Origin of the sequence: Prevotella nigrescens (genome assembly GCF_031191185.1) — a bacterium.
Lineage (GTDB): Bacteria > Bacteroidota > Bacteroidia > Bacteroidales > Bacteroidaceae > Prevotella > Prevotella nigrescens.
The window spans coordinates 1,894,773-1,913,179 of record NZ_CP133465.1 but is presented as its reverse complement, the minus strand read 5'-3'; the positions used below and the strand labels follow the sequence as shown (position 1 = coordinate 1,913,179).

Here is an 18,407-nt window from a genome sequence, read left to right as displayed (position 1 = left end):
AAATACCTAACTTAGACGGCGGTAGCAGTAAGTACTGCTTATTGCTCGACACAGAACATAATACTAACAACCTAAAGGTGGGCTTCTAAAACCAAAATCTATAGTAGATTGCTGCCTGCGTGTAGACCTTTTAGAAACAGCCTTTTTAAATCTATCGTGGTTATGAGAGTATATCAGACAAACGAAATCAAGAACATTGCATTGCTTGGCAGTGCGGGTAGCGGCAAGACTACTCTTGCCGAAAGTATGTTATTTGGCGCGGGTATTATCAAACGCCGTGGCACAGTGGAAGCTAAAAACACAGTTTGCGACTATTTTCCAGTAGAACAAGAATATGGCTACTCAGTATTTTCTACTGTTTTTCATGTTGAGTGGAACAATAAGAAGTTAAACATAATTGATTGTCCGGGAAGCGACGACTTCGTGGGCGGAGCGATAACGGCACTGAACGTTACCGACCAAGCCGTTATACTTATAAACGGACAGTACGGCCCTGAAGTAGGAACACAAAACAACTTCCGCTATACAGAGAAGTTGAAGAAACCTGTAATCTTCTTAGTCAATCAATTAGATTCCGATAAATGCGACTTCGACAACGTGATGAACAGCATGAAGGAAATCTATGGTTCAAAGTGTGTACAGATACAATATCCAACCGCAACGGGTGCAGGCTTCAACAGCATCATTGATGTCTTGCTGATGAAGAAGTACAGTTGGAAACCCGAAGGCGGTTCTCCTATCATCGAAGAGATACCTGCCGAGGAAATGGACAAGGCGATGGAGCTGCACAAAGCGTTGGTCGAGGCTGCTGCCGAGAACGACGAAACGCTGATGGAGAAGTTCTTCGAGACCGAAACGCTTACCGAAGACGAAATGCGCGAGGGCATTCGCAAGGGTCTTGTGGCACGCAGCATCTTCCCGGTGTTCTGCGTTTGTGCCGGAAAAGATATGGGTGTGCGCCGTCTGATGGAATTCTTGGGCAACGTTGTGCCTTTCGTCAGCGAGATGCCGAAGGTGCATAACACACGCGGCGAGGAAGTTGCACCCGACCCAAACGGCGCAGAATCTGTTTATTTCTTCAAGACTGCCGTTGAACCGCATATCGGTGAGGTAAGCTACTTCAAGGTAATGAGTGGCTCTATCAAGGTTGGCGACGACTTGACCAACGCAGACAGAGGCTCAAAGGAACGCATTGGCCAACTGTTTGCTTGTGCGGGTTCCAACCGTATCCCCGTCGAGCAACTCAATGCAGGCGATATAGGCTGTACGGTGAAGCTGAAAGACGTCAAGACAGGCAATACATTGAACGGTAAGGGTGTAGAGCAGCACTTCGATTTCATCAAGTATCCCAACCCGAAATATATGCGTGCCATCGAGGCGGTGAACTCTCAGGAAACCGAAAAGCTCATGGCTGCCTTGTTGAAGATGCGCCAAGAAGACCCAACGTGGATTATCGAGCAAAGCAAAGAGTTGCGCCAGACCATTGTGAAGGGACAAGGCGAGTTCCACTTGCGTACTTTGAAGTGGCGTTTGGAGAACAACGAGAAACTTCAAACCGTATTCAAGGAAGCACGCATACCTTACCGTGAAACCATTACCAAGCAGGCAAAGGCTGAATATCGCCACAAGAAGCAGAGCGGTGGCGCAGGACAGTTCGGCGAAGTGCACCTCATCGTAGAGCCATACGCAGAAGGAATGCCCGACCCAACAGTGTATAAGTTCAACGGACAGGAGTTCAAGATGAATATCAAAGGCAAAGAAGAGAAAACTTTGCCTTGGGGCGGCAAGCTCGTATTCATCAATTCTGTTGTTGGCGGAGCCATCGACACCCGCTTTATGCCAGCCATTCTGAAAGGTATCATGGACTGTATGGAGCGTGGACCATTGACCGGAAGCTACGCCCGCGACGTGCGAGTGGTTGTTTACGACGGTAAGATGCACCCAGTAGACTCTAACGAACTTTCGTTTACGCTTGCTGCGCGCCACGCATTCTCTGATGCTTTCAAGATTGCAGGACCGAAAATTCTCGAGCCAATCTACGATTTGGAAGTGTATGTGCCAGGCGATTACATGGGCGACGTAATGAGCGACTTGCAAGGACGCCGTGCTATGATAATGGGAATGGACAGCGAAGCGGGCTACCAGAAGCTGCAAGCCAAGATTCCGTTGAAGGAATTGGCAAGCTACAGCATCTCTCTGAGTTCGCTGACAGGTGGCCGTGCAAGTTTCACCACCAAGTTCTCAAGCTACGAACTCGTGCCTAACGAACTCCAGCAGACCCTCATTGCTGAACACGAAGCAGAGGTCAAGGACGAAGAAGAATAGACAGAAAGAACATTTTTGCATTTGCAAAACACATAAAAATAGCAAGAGCCGACATGCCGTACAGCGTGTCGGCTCTTCGTTTTTAAGGGTAATTTCACCCCAGTTTCAACGCCGTTACCGAGCAATGTTCCATGTAGAAAAAGCGCGTCTGTAATGTGCTGTGTTTCAATATGATATGATGTGGTGAAAAATATGACGTCATATTTCACAAAATATGACGTCATATTTGCTCGGAAATGACGTCATATTTGTCCGAATATGACGTCATATTTCTTAGAAGATGATATCATATCCGTTTAAATATGACATCATACCCGCCCAGACATCTGAAAACAGAGTCGGAAAACCCCACGCTGCCTTTCCCGTACAATAGGCTTGTGCTTTCTCTTTTAACAACCTTTTATGCGCAAACCGTTTCTAACATTTGGGATATTCGGATATTTGTCTTACTTTTGCAGTAAAGAAAATATTTACGTATGACAAGCGACAGCATAGTAATAATCCCTACATACAACGAAAAAGAGAATATGGAGAAGATTATCCGAGCCGTTTTCGGTTTGGAAAAGTGTTTCCATATCTTAGTCATCGACGACGGAAGCCCCGACGGAACGGCACAGATTGCTCACCGATTAATCAAGGAGGAATTTGCCGACCGTTTGTTCATCATTGAGCGTTCGGGCAAGTTAGGACTTGGAACAGCCTATATATGTGGCTTCCATTGGGCTTTGGAACACGGCTACGACTACATCTTCGAGATGGATGCCGACTTCAGTCACGACCCTAACGACCTGCCTCGACTGTATGCAGCTACGCACGACGAGGGCTTCGATGTAGCGGTTGGCTCACGCTATGTCAGCGGCGTAAACGTTGTGAACTGGCCCATCGGACGTGTCCTGATGAGCTATTTTGCCAGCAAGTATGTACGTTTCGTAACCGGATTTCACGTCCACGACACCACGGCAGGCTTTGTATGCTATCGCCGCAAGGTGCTCGAAACCATTCCGCTCGACGAAGTTCGCTTCAAGGGCTATGCCTTCCAAATAGAAATGAAGTACACGGCGCACAAGATAGGGTTCAAGATAAAGGAAGTGCCCGTTATCTTTGTAAACCGCCGAGAAGGCACAAGCAAGATGAGTGGAGGCATATTCTCCGAAGCCTTTTTTGGTGTGATGCGTTTAAGAATGGACGGTTGGTTCAGGAAATATCCCCCCATTAAAAATTAAATAACAGCATAGTAAAAGAACGCTTTCACCTCGGAGGCGTTCTTTTATACGTTTAATAACAACCCTATTTCGTTGTTTTCACGATGAAGCATATTACAAGAGATGAAGCCTTAAAGTTGCTAATACACGATAATCCCGAACCAGTTGCGAGCCATTGCGACAAGTCGGTGTGGTGGTTCGTACCTCGTGCCGTTGGCGGACTATGGGTGCAGCACCCAACAAAGATGTTTGCGTCGTGGCTTTTCCTGCTTATATTACCTTTGGTTTATTTAGAAAAAGACACCAGACTTGCTATAATAAGCATACCTATTGTACTCTTCTGTATTCTTGCTTACTATTTTTACTTCTACAGAAAGCTCTACAAAGCATTACAACTCAACACCTATCGCATTGATGAAGATGGCATTTCGGTGTCGATAACCACAGACGACGGCATTCAGGCACGCTATCTTACCACGCCATTCTCGCTGATTAAGGATATATGGTTGGCGCAGAAATACATTTATATCGAAACGAAAGACAAGACAGATATAGGCGTTGTCTACCTTTTTTCAGACGAACCCGAACGCATTTTGGGCAACATCGTATCGTATATGCAGTTGGAAAAGAAAGCCGACGAGGACAAACCCTTACCTCATTACGGCGCTGAAGAGTACGCAGAAGTAAGAAACTTCGTACAAGAACGCTTCGGAAAGATTGACGCGGTGCTGCACGATACCGACGGCGAAGGCTTTCCCATCGACATTGTCGGTATTCCACCCACCAAGCAACACAACTACTGGACGCTCTGCACTGTCGGCGCAGGAGCCATTCGTGTGCCCAACGAGGAGTATTACAAGCGGTTAGACAATGGCGAAACAACTTTCGACGAAACCAAATACACCGATGGCTTTGTGGTGGAACACTTTGAATACGTTATGTATCTGCCGCCCGACTGGAACGTAACCGATGCCGATTTGAGCAAAGACAGCAACTATTGGTATCTCCACTTGCTGCGCGATGTGGTGCAATACACCTATTACAACTTCCAGTTTCAGCTGGGCGATACGCTGAGCTACAATGACAGCGACAGCGAAGAACTCTCGTTCGATGCTTCCACCGACTTCTTTGCCGTGCTGATGCTATGTCCGCTGCCCGATGTACCCAACGAAGTGTTTGCCAATATAGGCGGCCGCACCATTCAGTTCCACCAAGTTGTGCCCATCACCATTGAAGAATCCGACTATATAAGTCAGCGTTCTGCTGCCGACTTTATGAAGAAATATATGGGCATAGACGCTGTTCAGTTGGACGACGAACCTATGGACGTGAAACACAAACAATATTCAGAAGCACTTATCTCGCACTTTGAACGCCATATAAAGGGTGCAAACGTCGTAACAATGTACCCACAACAGAAGTAGATAATTGCCGTTCGCCCAAACCGAAAACACAGCAATATTTCTTTTGATATAAGCAGGTCGTTCTTTTTCGTTCTGTGGTGCTATGCTGATTTCAACGCAGATGAATTTGTTCCTGTAACGCTGTTATAATCGCTGAAAAGAATTATAAAGGAGATTAATTTTGTATAACAGAAACGTTTCATATTCTATTTCACAATATGTAGTTGAAGTGTTTGTTGCAAAATACTAATTTTTGGGTATTGTACAATTGGGCGTAATGGACATTTGGTAGGCTGAAACCTCTCAAATGTCCTTTATTTATTACCTTTGCAGCATTTGAAAGCTTATGAATAAAAAACTGTATATTCTGTAACAGTTCAAATGTTAAAAAGAATGGTCATCGGCGTAATGTCCAAATGTACTTTTGCAGGGATTGTGGCAGGCAATTTCAAAGTGGTCAGCGTATAGACAATGTGTGTTTATGGAGTGACTATCTGACCGAGAAGCGAACTATTTCTGAGCTTTCCACTCTTCACAAATGCTCAGAAAGAACCATACGCCGTAGGCTAAGTTCAGTGGCAGACAGCTTCACTCCCATCTATCCTGAATCTGCAACAATAATACTGGACACGACCTACTTCCCCAAGACCTTTGGTGTGATGCTCTTTCAAGATGCCGCATCAGGCAGGATACTTCATCGTAGGTTTGTCAGGAACGAGACCAACAAGGAATACCTTGAGGGACTCAGATGCATTAAGGAGGGTGGAACTCGGATAAAGGCAGTGGTGTGTGATGGACATATCGGGCTTTTACAAGCTGTAACATCCTGCCCTGTGCAGATGTGTCAATTCCATCAGTTGCAGATAGTCAGAAGGCTTCTTACCAACAATCCGCATTTGCCAGCAGGCATCGAGCTGCTGGCATTAATGAGAAGCATGTTCTCTATTGGGAAAGAAGAATTCACATCAGGCTTTGATAAATGGTGTGACGAATGGAAAGAGTTCCTTGATGAACGAACTCTACTAATCTCAGGCAAGACAACCTATACACATAGAAGGCTGAGAAGTGCAAGGCGTTCGGTAAAGACACACCTTAAATGGCTCTATACGTATGAAGAATATCCTGAATTAGAGATACCCAATACAACAAATCTATTGGAAGGATTCAACTCACAACTTAAAAAGGCACTGCGTAATCATAATGGAATGAAGGAGGTTAATAAAAAGAAGTTCATAGATGGGTTCCTGAATATAAAAAAGTAGGCTGGAATTACCAGCCTACCAAATGTCCATTACTAAAATACGAGAGGTTTTCAGCCTACCAAATGTCCATTACGCCTACAATTGTGATATCCTTAGTATTTTTGCACTAAATAAAATTCAGCGCATGATTAAAAATGAAAGTCATATATCATATGGAGACGAAATCCCATTGAATAAAACGCACCATTCTTTCCTGAATGGTGCGTTTTTTATGAACAAAATAAAACAACGTTCATTATTAACAATTCCTATCTGCAATGCAAACACTGAAGGGCAACATCTCGCTTTCTTTCTACATATTGTGAGTTCCATGTGGGTGAACATCTTCTGCGAACTTGTGCCGCTTACAGTATGGCAGGGTGGAGAGAGCTGATGAAACCGTAGAAACAAAAACCTTTTAACATATATAGAAGAAGATGATAAGAATACTGAAACGCTTAGGACGTTACATGGGAGGGCGCAAGCCGTTGCTGCCCTGCTCGGTTGTGCTGTCGGCAGTGAACGGACTGCTGTCGCTCGTACCCTTTATTTTCCTGTGGTTGGTGGTGCGCACGCTGCTCACTGCCGACGGAGACCTTGCCGATACGCCCGTATGGGACTATGCCATTGCGGCGTTCGTGGTGTCGGTGGCGAATGTTCTGCTCTATTTCGCCGCCCTCATGCTCTCGCATCTTTCCGCTTTCCGCATCGAAACCAATATGCGGCGCACTGCCATGGAACGGCTGATGCGTGTTCCGTTGGGCTTTTTCGACACGCAGAACACGGGGCGCATGCGCAAGATAATAGACGAAGATTCGAGCCAGACCCACACTTTCGTGGCACACATACTGCCCGATGTGGCAGGCAGCGTGGTGGCTCCGATAGGCATCATAGTGCTTCTGCTTGCCGTAGACTGGCAGTTGGGCATTGCCGCAATGGTGCCGATAGTGTGCGCCTTCGGTATCATGGGCTACATGATGAACCCTAAGAACAACGATTTCCAGCGTATGTACCTCGACGCACAGGAGAAAATGAGTGCCGAAGCCGTGGAATACGTGCGCGGAATACCCGTCGTGAAGGTCTTCCAACAGACGGTATTCTCGTTCAAACGCTTTCACGACAGCATCATCAACTACCGCGACCTCGTCATCAGGTACACCCTTCTGTGGCGCACGCCCATGTCTGCCTACACCATAGCCATCAATGCTTTCGCCTTTCTGCTTGTGCCTACGGGCATCATACTGATAGGGCACGGCGGCGAGACTGCCATCATCGTTTCCGATATGGTGCTGTATGTGCTCATCGCACCCATCATTGCAGCCAACGTAATGAAAGCCATGCACCTCAGTCAGAACCTCTTTCTGGCAAACGAAGCAGTAGACCGATTGGAGAAACTCACCGCCACGCCACCGCTTCCAGAGAGTTCCAAGCCCGAGAAAGCGGCAGCCTTCGACGTCAGTCTGCGCAATGTGTCGTTCCGATACGAAGCGGCGGAGCGCGATGCCGTAAGCCACATCGACCTCGACATACCGCAAGGCAAGACCGTTGCGCTGGTTGGAGCATCTGGAAGCGGCAAGACAACCATCGCAAGACTTATTCCACGCTTCTGGGACGTGCGCGAAGGCAGTTTGAAAATAGGCGGTGTGGACGTTCGGCACATGGATAAGGCAACGCTGATGCGCAACGTGTCGTTCGTGTTTCAGAACACCCGACTGTTCAAGACCTCCATTTTGGAGAACATACGCTACGGCAATCCCGATGCAACCATCGAGCAGGTGAACCGTGCCGTAGACCTTTCGCAGAGTCGGGAAATCATCGAGCGGCTGCCACAGGGGCTGAATACTGTGATAGGAGCGGAGGGAACGTACCTCTCTGGCGGCGAACAGCAGCGCATAGTGCTTGCCCGTGCCATTCTGAAAGATGCGCCCATCGTGGTGCTCGACGAAGCTACTGCCTTTGCCGACCCCGAAAACGAGCACCTTATCAGGCAGGCATTTGCCCATCTGACTTGCGGAAAGACCGTGCTCATGATAGCCCACCGGCTGACCACCGTGCAGGATGCCGACAACATTGTCGTGGTAGACAATGGCAGAATAGCCGAACAGGGCACGCACCAACAGCTCATGGAGCAAGCCACATTATATTATAAGATGTGGAACGAATACCAAAAGTCGGTGGCATGGAAACTATAAACCTAAACAGAAAGGACACAAGATTATGATAAAATATCTTCAACAACGGTTCGCCCTCACCGAAAAAGGAGCGAAAGACTTGCGGAAAGGCATCGCCTGCTCTACATTGATGAACATCGCATTGATGCTGCCGCCCACCTATTTGTTCTTCTTCCTCATGGAATACATCGACGCCAAGCCCTCCACCGAGCCGCACACGCTGTGGTTCTATGTGCTTGTGGCAGTGCTCTTGGCAGTGCTTATGTTCTTCATAGCCCTCCGACAGTACGACAGCACCTACACCACCGTCTACAACGAGAGTGCGCAACGCCGCATCGGAGTGGCAGAAAAGCTGCGCCGACTGCCCCTTGCTTTCTTCGGCGAACGCAACCTTTCCGACCTCACCTCTACCGTGATGGAAGACTGCACGATGCTCGAGCAAACCTTCTCGCACGCTGTCCCCCAGCTGTTTGCGTCGGCTCTGAGCGTCGTCATCATCGGCGTGGGTATGTTCTCTTACAACTGGCACTTGGCTTTAGCCCTATTTTGGGTTGTTCCGCTCGCCGTAACCACCCTGCTGCTGTCGCGCCGTCAGCTCCACAAAGCCTTCGTTCAGCACTATAAAGTGAAGCGTGGCGTAACCGAACAGATACAGGAAGGGCTGGAATGTATGCAGGAAATAAGGTCGTACAGTGGCGAACAGGCATACTGCCGCAGCTTCGACAAGCGGCTGAAGGGCTACGAACGCGAGCTGGTGCGCGGCGAACTCGTGGCAGGAGTCTTCCTCAACCTCGCCGGAATGCTGCTCAAGCTCGGTATGCCCACCGTTATATTGGTGGGAGCGTGGCTGTTGCAGCAGGGCGAAGTGTCGGTATTCACCTACTTGGCTTACCTCTTGGCATCGGCAATGGTCTACAATCCCATTATCGAAGTGTGCAACTACCTTGCCCTTCTCTCCTTCCTCGACGTGCGCATCAACCGTATGAAGGAAATAGAAGGTATGCCCACGCAGGAGGGAAGTGCAGCCGTACAACTCGAAAACTACGACATCGAGTTCCGCAACGTAAGTTTTGCCTACGAAACCGAGAAGCAAGTGCTGCACAATGTTTCGTTCACGGCACGCCAAGGCACCGTTACCGCCCTTGTGGGACCATCGGGTGGGGGCAAAAGCACTACTGCCAAGCTCGCCGCACGCTTTTGGGACATCGCCGAAGGACAAATTCTTGTGGGTGGAAACGACATCTCGAAGATTGACCCTGAAACGCTGCTGAAACACTATTCCATTGTTTTTCAGGACGTATTGCTGTTCAATGCCTCTATTGCCGACAATATCCGAATCGGCAAGCGCAACGCCACCGACGAGGAAGTGCGCCACGTTGCCCGACTGGCACAGTGCGACGACTTCATCAGCCGAATGCCGCAAGGTTACGATACCGTTATCGGAGAAAACGGCGAAACCCTTTCGGGTGGCGAGCGGCAGCGCATTTCCATTGCCCGCGCCCTGCTGAAGAATGCCCCTATCATACTTCTCGACGAAGCCACCGCAAGCCTTGATGCCGAGAACGAGACGAAAATACAAGCGGGCATCTCCGAACTGGTGCGCAACAAGACTGTTATCATCATCGCCCACCGTATGCGCACCGTCCGCAATGCCGACCACATCGTGGTGCTTAGCGGCGGTACGGTGAGCGAACAGGGCACGCCCGACGAGCTGTTGGCTCGCAACGGCGAGTTCGCCCACATGGTTCGCCTGCAACAAGAAAAATGGCAATGATACCCCTACACCAATCGCTCGCAAAGGATTATGGCAAACAGCAACAGTATATGGCTTACGTCGTGTATGGTGATTGCTCTCATGAGGATGTGTCTATTTTGACACACCCTCTTCTTTTTCAAAATAGAAGTTAGGTTATTCTTAAATTGTCCAATCTACGTTCTCATTCGTCATTTCGCTACTTTCTTCTTCAATAGCAACACTCGAAGGAGTTGGTTTTTTAACAACAATCTTTAGAGTTGTCATTACGTTACGTTTCAAAACAACCTTTTTGGTTTCATTCTTTATTGTTCCATCACCTCTAATCCATTTTACTTCGAAATTAAACTCTCCACTATACGAATCTTCTATTGCGTTCGCTGTTTGGGTAAAAGAATAAACTGCCTGATGGTCGAAAGTAGGATCTGTATCTTTTATAGTTACTTGATAATCGTCAAAGTATTTAATTTCGAGTGTTCCATCTTCGGGTGGCACAATAGTTAGATGCAGTCCGAATACGGCTCGTTTTACCTTTATAGATACTACATCAGAGGTCTTAGGGTCGAAATCTGTTAGTGTACCATATTGTTTAATCAGTTTAGGGTACCACACTTGTTTATTCCCTGTAATGGTTGTTTGCCCTTGTGGTGGAAAAGCAAAACAAACCGAACTTGACTTTGTAAATGAATTGGTGCCCATCGTAGGTTTCTTGTTAGTTGTAACAAAAGGTTCCATATAACCATCTGCTGAAAGATAAACACCATCTTCGCCTTCTTCAACAATTAAACATTCGAAACGATAGAGACAGTTCTCATTCAAAACAATACTAATCTTTGAAGGGTCGTCAAACAATCCGTATGCATATTTAGAATACGAATTGCTTTTGGCTCTCTTCTGATAAACATTAATACCATACAACTTCTTTTTCGTTCCACGCGTACCATACATACTAAATAAAGGAGCTTCAGAAGTCGTAATCTCTTCGTTTATTCTGAGCGAAATAGTTTTAAATTTACTTTTACTCTTTCCTACTTCTTTACCGTTGTTTAATATAGCCTTTTCGCAACTTGCAAAACATAAAGCTATCACGATAGTTAATAGTGAACAGAAAATTTTATTCATAATTATAGGATTTAAGTTTGTTACTTTATCTTTAATTTGTTTTTAGCGTCCCAAAGGTAATATATTTTTATTTTATACCAAAGCAATAATACAAATAAGTGCATCAATGTATGTAAAAGAAATAAAAAGATAAACTTTTTGACACGATGAATCGGATACCTGCACTCTACGGAGTGTCCACAGCATGAATTGAGTATTCGTAGAGATGTAGTGTATAGCGTATTATTTGAAAAGCCGTTTAAAGAAACCTTTCTTTTCTTTTTCTTCTTTCTTTACTGTGGCTTCTGTGGGCGTGTCGGCAGGTTCGTTTTCGTTTTTTTCTACTTTGAGAACGGGAATGTCGTCGCCTTCAAGAATACCTGCCACTCCCCACTGATTGGTTAGTTTAAGTACATCGGCAGTGGCGGTAGCTTCGTCAACCTCGTATTCAGATGTAAGAATTTTCACTAAATCGGCTACAGTAAAGTTGTCTAACTTTTGTGCTTCACGCCAAAGAAATGCCGAACTTTCGTTCATCGATATGATATTACTGAAGTCTATATTCTCTTCTCCTTCGGCTACAATAATATTTTCGCCACATACTTGTCGCAAGTTAAAACCTACTTTTGTCTTCATCTATTGTTATTTTATTGAATTATTCTACTCAAATGACTCCGAAGATGGGTATCCATATTCGTCTATATATTCCCAACAGGTAGCGCCGTATGGGATAAAGCCTTGTCCATACAAAGCTATAAGAACGCCATTTCCAACCATCGGTACGGTCTAATGTCTTTCGTCCTTTCCTGTAAAACCCGATAACGGCTCCCACTACATCAGACTTCAGACAGTGCTCCATAGAAAGATTGCCATCGCCCAGCAGTGTAACGTTTTCGCCTTCCATGCGTATAATGCGGTGTAGTACATAGTGTTGTGGGGCTATCTCTGCTAAAACAGGGTCGCCGACAGCTACAGTTGAAGGTTTTACAAAAAGAGCCTTATCGCGACCATCTTCCAGGAACGGGCGCATAGAGTAGCCTTTCAGTGTAAGTGTAACGGTATGCCCTTCGTTCAGCATCTTTACAATCTCTGGTAAAAACACTGCATTTTCGAATTGTATCTTAGCTGTTTCTGGAGTAATTGTGGACATTATCAGACTTTACTAATGGTTGCATAACACACTTCTGCCGCTTCTTTATTTGGCAAGCAATGCAATGTATAGATATTTGTTGTTTCTACCAATTTAGTTATAATGTCGCAAACGGCATTGTAAATATCAGTGTCCCACTTCATGCTTGAGCACGATGGGAGCAATGAGGCGAAAGCCTGAATGGGTGGAAGTTTTTCCATAGAATTGTTAGAAGCTCGGTCTATACGTGTTATCGCACCGAGTTTAGCCTTTACATTTCTATAACATGGCGTTTTACCACTCCACGGACTTCCGAAAATCCAGAATTCGTTGTCGATAAAACGAATAATGGGATTATCGTCGTTCATAAGATCGGATCCTGCTATAAATCTTAACCACATACTAACTTGAGTAGATTTACCTGTTCCGCTTTTTGCAATAAACGCATATCCATAATTGTTGTTGCGTACTAACGAAGCATGCATCAACAACGTTTGCCTATGTGCTCCTGCGAAAGCAAATATCAACATAAGCGCATTGTTTAAACCAAAACTACGCATATTGTAGTCTCCATTGAGTGCGCAAGAACAGTTTGTGAAGTCCTTGTTAGTGATTAATAAACAGCATTCTGCACCTGTTATATCCTTTATAATATATTGATATCCTCCATCTTCCAATCTATCAACAATTGTATCGCCATTCCCTGTATCGAAGTTACGAATGGTTCTCCGTTGTTCTTTAGATACTGGTCTTAGGCTATCGTCTACGGTTAATTGGAAAAACAAGTCGTTGGCAGACGCTTCTACGCTGAACGGAAGAAACGAAGGCAATAATTTAATATTATTTTTCTCGCTATCAACAAAGACAATGCGGATGTTTAGCTCGGCAACCCTAAAGTTATGTGCTTGCATGTAGTTATGACTTTTCTACTTTTTCTTCTGTTTCGTCTCGTTGTCGTATCAGTTCTTTCCGCAATTCATCGGGTAAAACTGTCTTAAAATGGAATTGCGATGATGGGATAGCATTAACAATATATTTTTGTTTTGCCTTTTTCGTATATCGTTCTTGCAACTTTATATACTTCTTCATGGCTTCTTTCTCAGTAAACGCATAAACCACAATACAAGTGGGGTAGCTATTAAGTTGTCGGCTTTCAATATAATAACGCAACTGGTAAGAATACTCGTCGCGGTTTATCAAGAAGTGTGTATGGTTGTTTTCTACGAAAGCATCTATTGCCTGTATATCGGTGAAGTTTACAGTAGAATCGTTGAACGATTCTGAAAAGCCGAACATATAGACTTTTGCAGCCTTGTAAGCTTCCTTTGCTGTTATGGTTGTTGTCAAGCCAAATAGCATTAAAGTTATAAAAACAAATTTCCAGTATTTCATATTCTTTTTATTTTCCTAAATATCCTTTTAATGAGTCTCCTATTGCATTGCAGCGCAGACGCTTTATAGCCTTTTCCTTTAATTGTCTGACACGTTCGCGTGTCAGTCCAGTTTGTTCTCCAATTTCTTCGAGCGACATTTCTCGTTGGTTAATACCAAAATATCCTCTTAGAATAATTTGTTCACGTTCTGAAAGTGACACCAATAGTCGCTCTATTTCTTTCTTTAATCCTTCTTCCAATAAATCTTCATCGGCAGACGGAGAGTTTTTGTTCGGTAATACATCAAGTAGATTTCCATCGTCGTTCGTAGAGATTGGAGCGTCCATAGATATTTTTTTCGTTATCATAGACATTATTTCTACAATCTTTTCTTTTGGCAAATCTATTTGTTCCGCTATCTCGTCGATGCTGGGTAAACGTTGATACTCTTGCTCGAATTGTTGCACAACTTTACGCATTTTATGTATCACGCCCATTTGGTTTATTGGTACCCTAACTATTCTACTTTGTTCGGAAATGGCTTGCATTATACTTTGTCTAATCCACCACACTGCATACGAGATAAACTTAAACCCTCGTGTCTCGTCATACTTTTTCGCAGCTTTTATTAGTCCGAGATTTCCTTCATTGATTAAATCAGGGAGCGACAATCCTTGGTTCTGATACTGCTTTGCAACAGAAACAACAAAACGCAAGTTGGCTTTCGTTAGTTTTTCGAGAGCTTTTACATCGCCTTTCTTTATCTTCCGTGCTAATTCTATCTCTTCTTCTACACTTACAAGACCTTCATGACTTATATCTTGAAGGTATTTCTCGAGTGCCGTACTTTCTCGATTTGTAATCGATTGAGTGATTTTCAGTTGTCTCATCTATAAGGTGGATTGACATTAGGGTGGACAAATGTACATAAAAACAATGAGTTAGACAAAGAAATATAGAATAATCTATGCTTTTTCACCAATTTAGACAACTCCTCTTGTTATTTTCTTCATTACAGAACAGAATAGTTTGTTAGCACTTTAGATAACTCCACTTTGTCTATTTCCTCCTAAGTATTTGTATTCCAACATCGCTTATTCCGGGAAGTTGTTCTTTACTCATAATGTGATAAATGGATATTTTAAGAGAATCGTTTCTTTGCAATGGGAAAATAGCAATACGTTGCTCGAGTTCGCTTGTGGTTATTCCCCGTTTCCCTACTAATCTTCCTTCATTATCTATAATATTACACACTATTGTATCTTGATAACTTCGTTTTACTTGTTTCTTATGTTGCATACGTATAACTGTGCGTTCCACTATGAGCGTAATACTTTTATAAGGATAATTCTGAAAGACTCGCATTCCTAAATCCATACTATACATTCCTTCTTTCTGACGTGGAATCTTGAAAGTAACGGTGTCGGCGCGTACCCAACCATCAATGGGTAAAGCTCTATACTTGTCGTATATACGAGCATCGTTGCATGCAACCATGCCCATCACTGTGATGACAAGTATAACTAAATTCAAAAAGGGATATCCCTTCCTATTCATTCCTATTTCCGTTTGTACTTTTTTGTTGCTGATTTCTTTGTTGTGCTGATTGATAATTAGACTTTCCATTTCGTCGCTGACGTGATTGCCCATTCTGTCCGTTCGTGTCTGCATTTTGCTGGTTACGTTCCTGATTTCTGAGTTGTCCATTCCGTTTGCCATTTCGACGGGCACTTTTCTTATAAGTCTTGTCTTTATCGAAACGGCTCAGGTCAGCTTCTGCCAATAAGTCTATGGGCTTTTTAACAGGTCTTGCCTGTCCGTTATTCAATAATGACAGCGGTTTTTCTCCCAGACGATTCATTTCTATTATTTCTTTGGCACGTTCTACGGGAATTGTTTCAAGATTAACAGCCAGATTCTTATCGGTAGAATACGTACAAAGCCCATTAAGAATATCGGTCTTAAACAAGAAATATTCTGCATCCATAGTATGTAGATGAATATCTTTTCCAGGCAACTTCCGGCTTGCTTCTATATAATCATCTACTTCATAGTTTAGACAACACTTTAGTTTAGCACACATTCCTGCCAGTTTTGTTGGATTTAACGAGATGTCTTGACAGCGTGCTGCATTAGTAGAGACACTTGAGAAGCTTTTCATCCAAGTAGCACAACAAAGTTCTCTGCCACAAGGGCCTGTTCCACCAATGCGGCCAGCCTCCTGTCGAGCACCTATTTGCTTCATTTCTATACGTACATGAAACGCTGCTGCAAGATCCTTTATAAGCTGTCGGAAGTCTACTCGCTCATCTGCAATATAATAGAATATAGCTTTGTTTCCGTCGCCTTGATACTCTACGTCGCCTATTTTCATTTGCAGGTTCAATGCTTTTGCTATCTGCCTGCTTTCTATCATCGTGCTGTGTTCCTTTGCTTTGGCCTCCTTATATTTCTCCATGTCGGCTTCTCGTGCAATTCTGTACACACGTTTAATATCGTCCGGCGACTTAATACCACAAGCTTTCTTAAGCTGCAACTTCACCAATCTGCCTGTAAGCGTAACTACACCTATATCATGTCCAGGGTTTGCTTCTACGGCCACTATGTCTCCTTTGCACAGTTCAATATTATTAACATTATGGTAATATCCTTTACGAGTATTCTTAAACTGTACTTCAACGAGATTTGTTGTATTTATGTTTTCAGGAACATCCTCCAGCCAATCATATGTGTTCAATTGCTTGTCTGAATGACCACAGCCACGATGACACAAACCGCGATCGCAACCTGTCCACATCTTAAATTTCATATTTTTATAATCCATTACTTAACTCTGAGACCTTGCCTCTTTGAAACATCATTATTATTGTCTCACGCAAGGGTATATATTGTTTATAATGCACAAATATTTATTTCCGTAAAAGTAAAACTATCATTTTCAGAGCCATATCGTAGAATACTATTTTTCCATTGGCATTCTGTCCAATATCTTTACGGCATTTCTGAAATAGTTCATTAATCTCTATTATATTTCTTTCGTTTATGAAACGCGAGAACTTTTTAGCAAATTCTTCCTCTTCTAACGACATGTAAACAAGTTCTGGATTACGGAAATTGAACATAAAGTTCTCCCTCACTTGTTGTTGAAAGTAGACCAACATACGTCTTTCTTTCTCTCTACCAAATGCAGCTACAGTCTCGCTCCATTGCTTTAAAGCCTTTATGGCACGTGCATAACATGCTCGCATAAGTTGTTGGAAGAGTTGTAGAAATTCTTCAGCTTCATTATTACTACTCAATTCATCAATTGCATTCAGCCAACTTCCTCTGGCGCGTCTTGCTATACGATGAGCAACGTCTATATCCAATCCACGCTGTGCTATCAATGCGTTCTCTATGTCAGCATCGTCTATACGTTTAATGTCTATCCGTTGTGTCCGACTGATTATCGTTTCTAACAATTTCTCTGGCTCTTCGCTCACCATCAAGAATATAGTCCCCTCGGTAGGTTCTTCCAAAAGTTTCAGAATCTTGTTTGCTGAAGACAAATTCATTCGCTCAGGTAGCCATATTATGGAAACCTTATAACCACCTTGACTTGATTTCAGAGCAAGACTTCTTGAGATATTATCACTTTCAGCCGCTGTTATAATAGCTTGCTGAGTTGTTGCTCCCATTTCGTTCATCCATCTGCGAATATCGAAATAAGCCCCCTCCATTATTATTTTGCGCCATTCTTTTGCAAAATCATTACTTGTTGGCTGGAACTCTGAACTTGTATTTGGCAATTTTATAGTAGGATAAGTAAAATGAAGATCAGGGTGCTCCCATTTCTTCAGCATAGCTTTTGCCTTTTCCGGTGAAGTTGAAGAGGTCTCAAGCAAATAGCTTGCGAAGCTCATCGCCAAAGCCATTTTGCCTGAACCGTAAGGTCCACAAAAAAGTAAAGCATGCGGGACGTGCTTGTCGTTTGCCATTTTCAGCAGCCGCTGCTTCATTTCTTTTTGTCCTATAACTTCCGAAAAGTCCATCTCTACTTCCTATTACAATAGAATATTCGCTATGTTCTGAAGACTCTTATAACTCTTCTTTAAATATTTAGACTGCAAAGTTAATAAATAAAAGCGAATAATAAACGAAAATATAAAGTATTCAGCAAAGGTTCTTGCGCTCATGCTGGTTAATTTCGTAGAATAGTCGGTTTTAATTAATTTCCTGTTCCATTATGTAATATTAATCATTCATCAACTTTCTACCTCTAAATAAGTACTTGTTTGCTACATAATCTCTTTTAGAGGAATCATGACAAAGTCGCGTTCTTTCATTAACGGATGAGGTACTTTAAGGTCTGAATCATCTATTTTAAGGTCATCAATCATCAGAATATCAATATCAATAATACGGTCTTGATATTTATGATTAGCAGTTTTATGACTACGCCCCATATCTTTCTCAATTGCCTGCGTGGTCCTCAATATTTCATAGGGTTCATATTGTGTACTCACACATATACAGGCATTAAGGAATTTATTGGGACTTTCAAATCCCCAAGGTTCAGTTTCGAGAAATGAAGATTGCTTGACCACTTCTCCTACCCTACTTTGAATAAAGGAGATGGCTTCATTTAATATAGCCTTACGGTTACCAAGGTTAGAACCTAACCCAAGATACACCCTATGCTTTCCTGTATCTGTCGATTCCAAAGACTT

At 43.7% G+C, this 18,407-nt stretch carries 16 protein-coding genes and 1 pseudogene; 7 read left to right on the top strand and 10 right to left on the bottom strand.

Annotated elements, in window-relative coordinates; all coding sequences use genetic code 11:
* The first annotated feature begins 162 nt into the window (after positions 1-162).
* The 7 genes and pseudogenes from RDV52_RS10380 (at position 163) to RDV52_RS10350 (ending at position 10,116) form a co-directional block, all read left to right on the top strand.
* Positions 163-2,325, top strand: coding sequence for an elongation factor G (locus tag RDV52_RS10380; RefSeq protein WP_004365612.1), 2,163 nt, complete (start codon positions 163-165; stop codon positions 2,323-2,325).
* 476 nt (positions 2,326-2,801) lie between these two features.
* Positions 2,802-3,548: a polyprenol monophosphomannose synthase gene (locus tag RDV52_RS10375; RefSeq protein ID WP_004365615.1), complete on the top strand. Its 747-nt coding sequence runs from the start codon at positions 2,802-2,804 to the stop codon at positions 3,546-3,548.
* 83 nt (positions 3,549-3,631) lie between these two features.
* Positions 3,632-4,951, top strand: a complete 1,320-nt coding sequence (locus RDV52_RS10370; protein ID WP_004365617.1) for a suppressor of fused domain protein — start codon at positions 3,632-3,634, stop codon at positions 4,949-4,951.
* 341 nt (positions 4,952-5,292) lie between these two features.
* Complete coding sequence (locus RDV52_RS10365; protein WP_458693517.1) at positions 5,293-6,192, top strand: IS256 family transposase, variant Zn-binding type; 900 nt, start codon at positions 5,293-5,295, stop codon at positions 6,190-6,192.
* A 286-nt stretch (positions 6,193-6,478) separates the two neighbouring features.
* Positions 6,479-6,576 (top strand): annotated as a pseudogene (locus tag RDV52_RS10360) (TetR/AcrR family transcriptional regulator); the annotation flags it as partial.
* A gap of 32 nt (positions 6,577-6,608) precedes the next feature.
* Positions 6,609-8,363 carry an ABC transporter ATP-binding protein gene (locus tag RDV52_RS10355; protein WP_004367880.1) on the top strand — a complete coding sequence of 585 codons (1,755 nt, stop codon included), beginning with the start codon at positions 6,609-6,611 and terminating at the stop codon, positions 8,361-8,363.
* Positions 8,364-8,388: 25 nt separating this feature from the next.
* Complete coding sequence (locus RDV52_RS10350; RefSeq protein ID WP_115098553.1) at positions 8,389-10,116, top strand: ABC transporter ATP-binding protein; 1,728 nt, start codon at positions 8,389-8,391, stop codon at positions 10,114-10,116.
* 141 nt (positions 10,117-10,257) lie between these two features.
* On the opposite strand, the gene RDV52_RS10345 is transcribed toward RDV52_RS10350, so the two are convergent.
* From RDV52_RS10345 to folK, 10 genes are all read right to left on the bottom strand, one after another.
* Positions 10,258-11,217 (bottom strand): hypothetical protein, encoded by a 960-nt coding sequence (locus RDV52_RS10345; RefSeq protein ID WP_004365621.1) that lies wholly within the window; start codon positions 11,215-11,217, stop codon positions 10,258-10,260.
* A gap of 222 nt (positions 11,218-11,439) precedes the next feature.
* Positions 11,440-11,832, bottom strand: a complete 393-nt coding sequence (locus RDV52_RS10340) for a PqqD family protein (protein ID WP_004365623.1) — start codon at positions 11,830-11,832, stop codon at positions 11,440-11,442.
* A 28-nt stretch (positions 11,833-11,860) separates the two neighbouring features.
* Complete coding sequence (locus tag RDV52_RS10335; RefSeq protein ID WP_004364680.1) at positions 11,861-12,346, bottom strand: S24/S26 family peptidase; 486 nt, start codon at positions 12,344-12,346, stop codon at positions 11,861-11,863.
* Positions 12,347-12,348: 2 nt separating this feature from the next.
* Entirely contained in the window at positions 12,349-13,236 is an 888-nt protein-coding gene (locus tag RDV52_RS10330) for a hypothetical protein (protein WP_004365625.1), read from the bottom strand.
* A 4-nt stretch (positions 13,237-13,240) separates the two neighbouring features.
* Entirely contained in the window at positions 13,241-13,717 is a 477-nt protein-coding gene (locus tag RDV52_RS10325; RefSeq protein ID WP_004364682.1) for a hypothetical protein, read from the bottom strand.
* Between the two features lie 7 nt (positions 13,718-13,724).
* Positions 13,725-14,588 carry a sigma-70 family RNA polymerase sigma factor gene (locus RDV52_RS10320; protein ID WP_004365627.1) on the bottom strand — a complete coding sequence of 288 codons (864 nt, stop codon included), beginning with the start codon at positions 14,586-14,588 and terminating at the stop codon, positions 13,725-13,727.
* A 169-nt stretch (positions 14,589-14,757) separates the two neighbouring features.
* A complete protein-coding gene (locus tag RDV52_RS10315) occupies positions 14,758-15,255 on the bottom strand; it encodes a gliding motility lipoprotein GldH (RefSeq protein WP_004365629.1) in 498 nt (165 codons plus the stop codon).
* The gene (locus RDV52_RS10310) at positions 15,248-16,522 is read right to left on the bottom strand and encodes a PSP1 domain-containing protein (protein WP_004365631.1); all 1,275 of its coding nucleotides are present in this window, start codon (positions 16,520-16,522) and stop codon (positions 15,248-15,250) included. Before RDV52_RS10310 ends, RDV52_RS10315 begins: the two co-directional genes overlap by 8 nt.
* 85 nt (positions 16,523-16,607) lie before the next feature.
* Positions 16,608-17,729 (bottom strand): DNA polymerase III subunit, encoded by a 1,122-nt coding sequence (locus tag RDV52_RS10305; RefSeq protein ID WP_004363271.1) that lies wholly within the window; start codon positions 17,727-17,729, stop codon positions 16,608-16,610.
* 246 nt (positions 17,730-17,975) lie between these two features.
* Positions 17,976-18,401 carry a 2-amino-4-hydroxy-6-hydroxymethyldihydropteridine diphosphokinase gene (gene folK / locus RDV52_RS10300; protein WP_023926213.1) on the bottom strand — a complete coding sequence of 142 codons (426 nt, stop codon included), beginning with the start codon at positions 18,399-18,401 and terminating at the stop codon, positions 17,976-17,978.
* Between the last annotated feature and the right edge of the window lie 6 nt (positions 18,402-18,407).

What these genes read in the sequence shown, in the direction of transcription:
- RDV52_RS10340 (WP_004365623.1), bottom strand. Translation starts at nt 11,832, where the DNA reads ATGAAGACAAAAGTAGGTTTTAACTTGCGACAAGTATGTGGCGAAAAT.
- RDV52_RS10315 (WP_004365629.1), bottom strand. Translation starts at nt 15,255, where the DNA reads ATGAATAGGAAGGGATATCCCTTTTTGAATTTAGTTATACTTGTCATC.
- RDV52_RS10345 (WP_004365621.1), bottom strand. Translation starts at nt 11,217, where the DNA reads ATGAATAAAATTTTCTGTTCACTATTAACTATCGTGATAGCTTTATGT.
- RDV52_RS10330 (WP_004365625.1), bottom strand. Translation starts at nt 13,236, where the DNA reads ATGCAAGCACATAACTTTAGGGTTGCCGAGCTAAACATCCGCATTGTC.
- RDV52_RS10325 (WP_004364682.1), bottom strand. Translation starts at nt 13,717, where the DNA reads ATGAAATACTGGAAATTTGTTTTTATAACTTTAATGCTATTTGGCTTG.
- RDV52_RS10305 (WP_004363271.1), bottom strand. Translation starts at nt 17,729, where the DNA reads ATGGACTTTTCGGAAGTTATAGGACAAAAAGAAATGAAGCAGCGGCTG.
- RDV52_RS10370 (WP_004365617.1), top strand. Translation starts at nt 3,632, where the DNA reads ATGAAGCATATTACAAGAGATGAAGCCTTAAAGTTGCTAATACACGAT.
- RDV52_RS10350 (WP_115098553.1), top strand. Translation starts at nt 8,389, where the DNA reads ATGATAAAATATCTTCAACAACGGTTCGCCCTCACCGAAAAAGGAGCG.
- RDV52_RS10310 (WP_004365631.1), bottom strand. Translation starts at nt 16,522, where the DNA reads ATGGATTATAAAAATATGAAATTTAAGATGTGGACAGGTTGCGATCGC.
- RDV52_RS10320 (WP_004365627.1), bottom strand. Translation starts at nt 14,588, where the DNA reads ATGAGACAACTGAAAATCACTCAATCGATTACAAATCGAGAAAGTACG.
- RDV52_RS10355 (WP_004367880.1), top strand. Translation starts at nt 6,609, where the DNA reads ATGATAAGAATACTGAAACGCTTAGGACGTTACATGGGAGGGCGCAAG.
- RDV52_RS10380 (WP_004365612.1), top strand. Translation starts at nt 163, where the DNA reads ATGAGAGTATATCAGACAAACGAAATCAAGAACATTGCATTGCTTGGC.
- RDV52_RS10375 (WP_004365615.1), top strand. Translation starts at nt 2,802, where the DNA reads ATGACAAGCGACAGCATAGTAATAATCCCTACATACAACGAAAAAGAG.
- RDV52_RS10335 (WP_004364680.1), bottom strand. Translation starts at nt 12,346, where the DNA reads ATGTCCACAATTACTCCAGAAACAGCTAAGATACAATTCGAAAATGCA.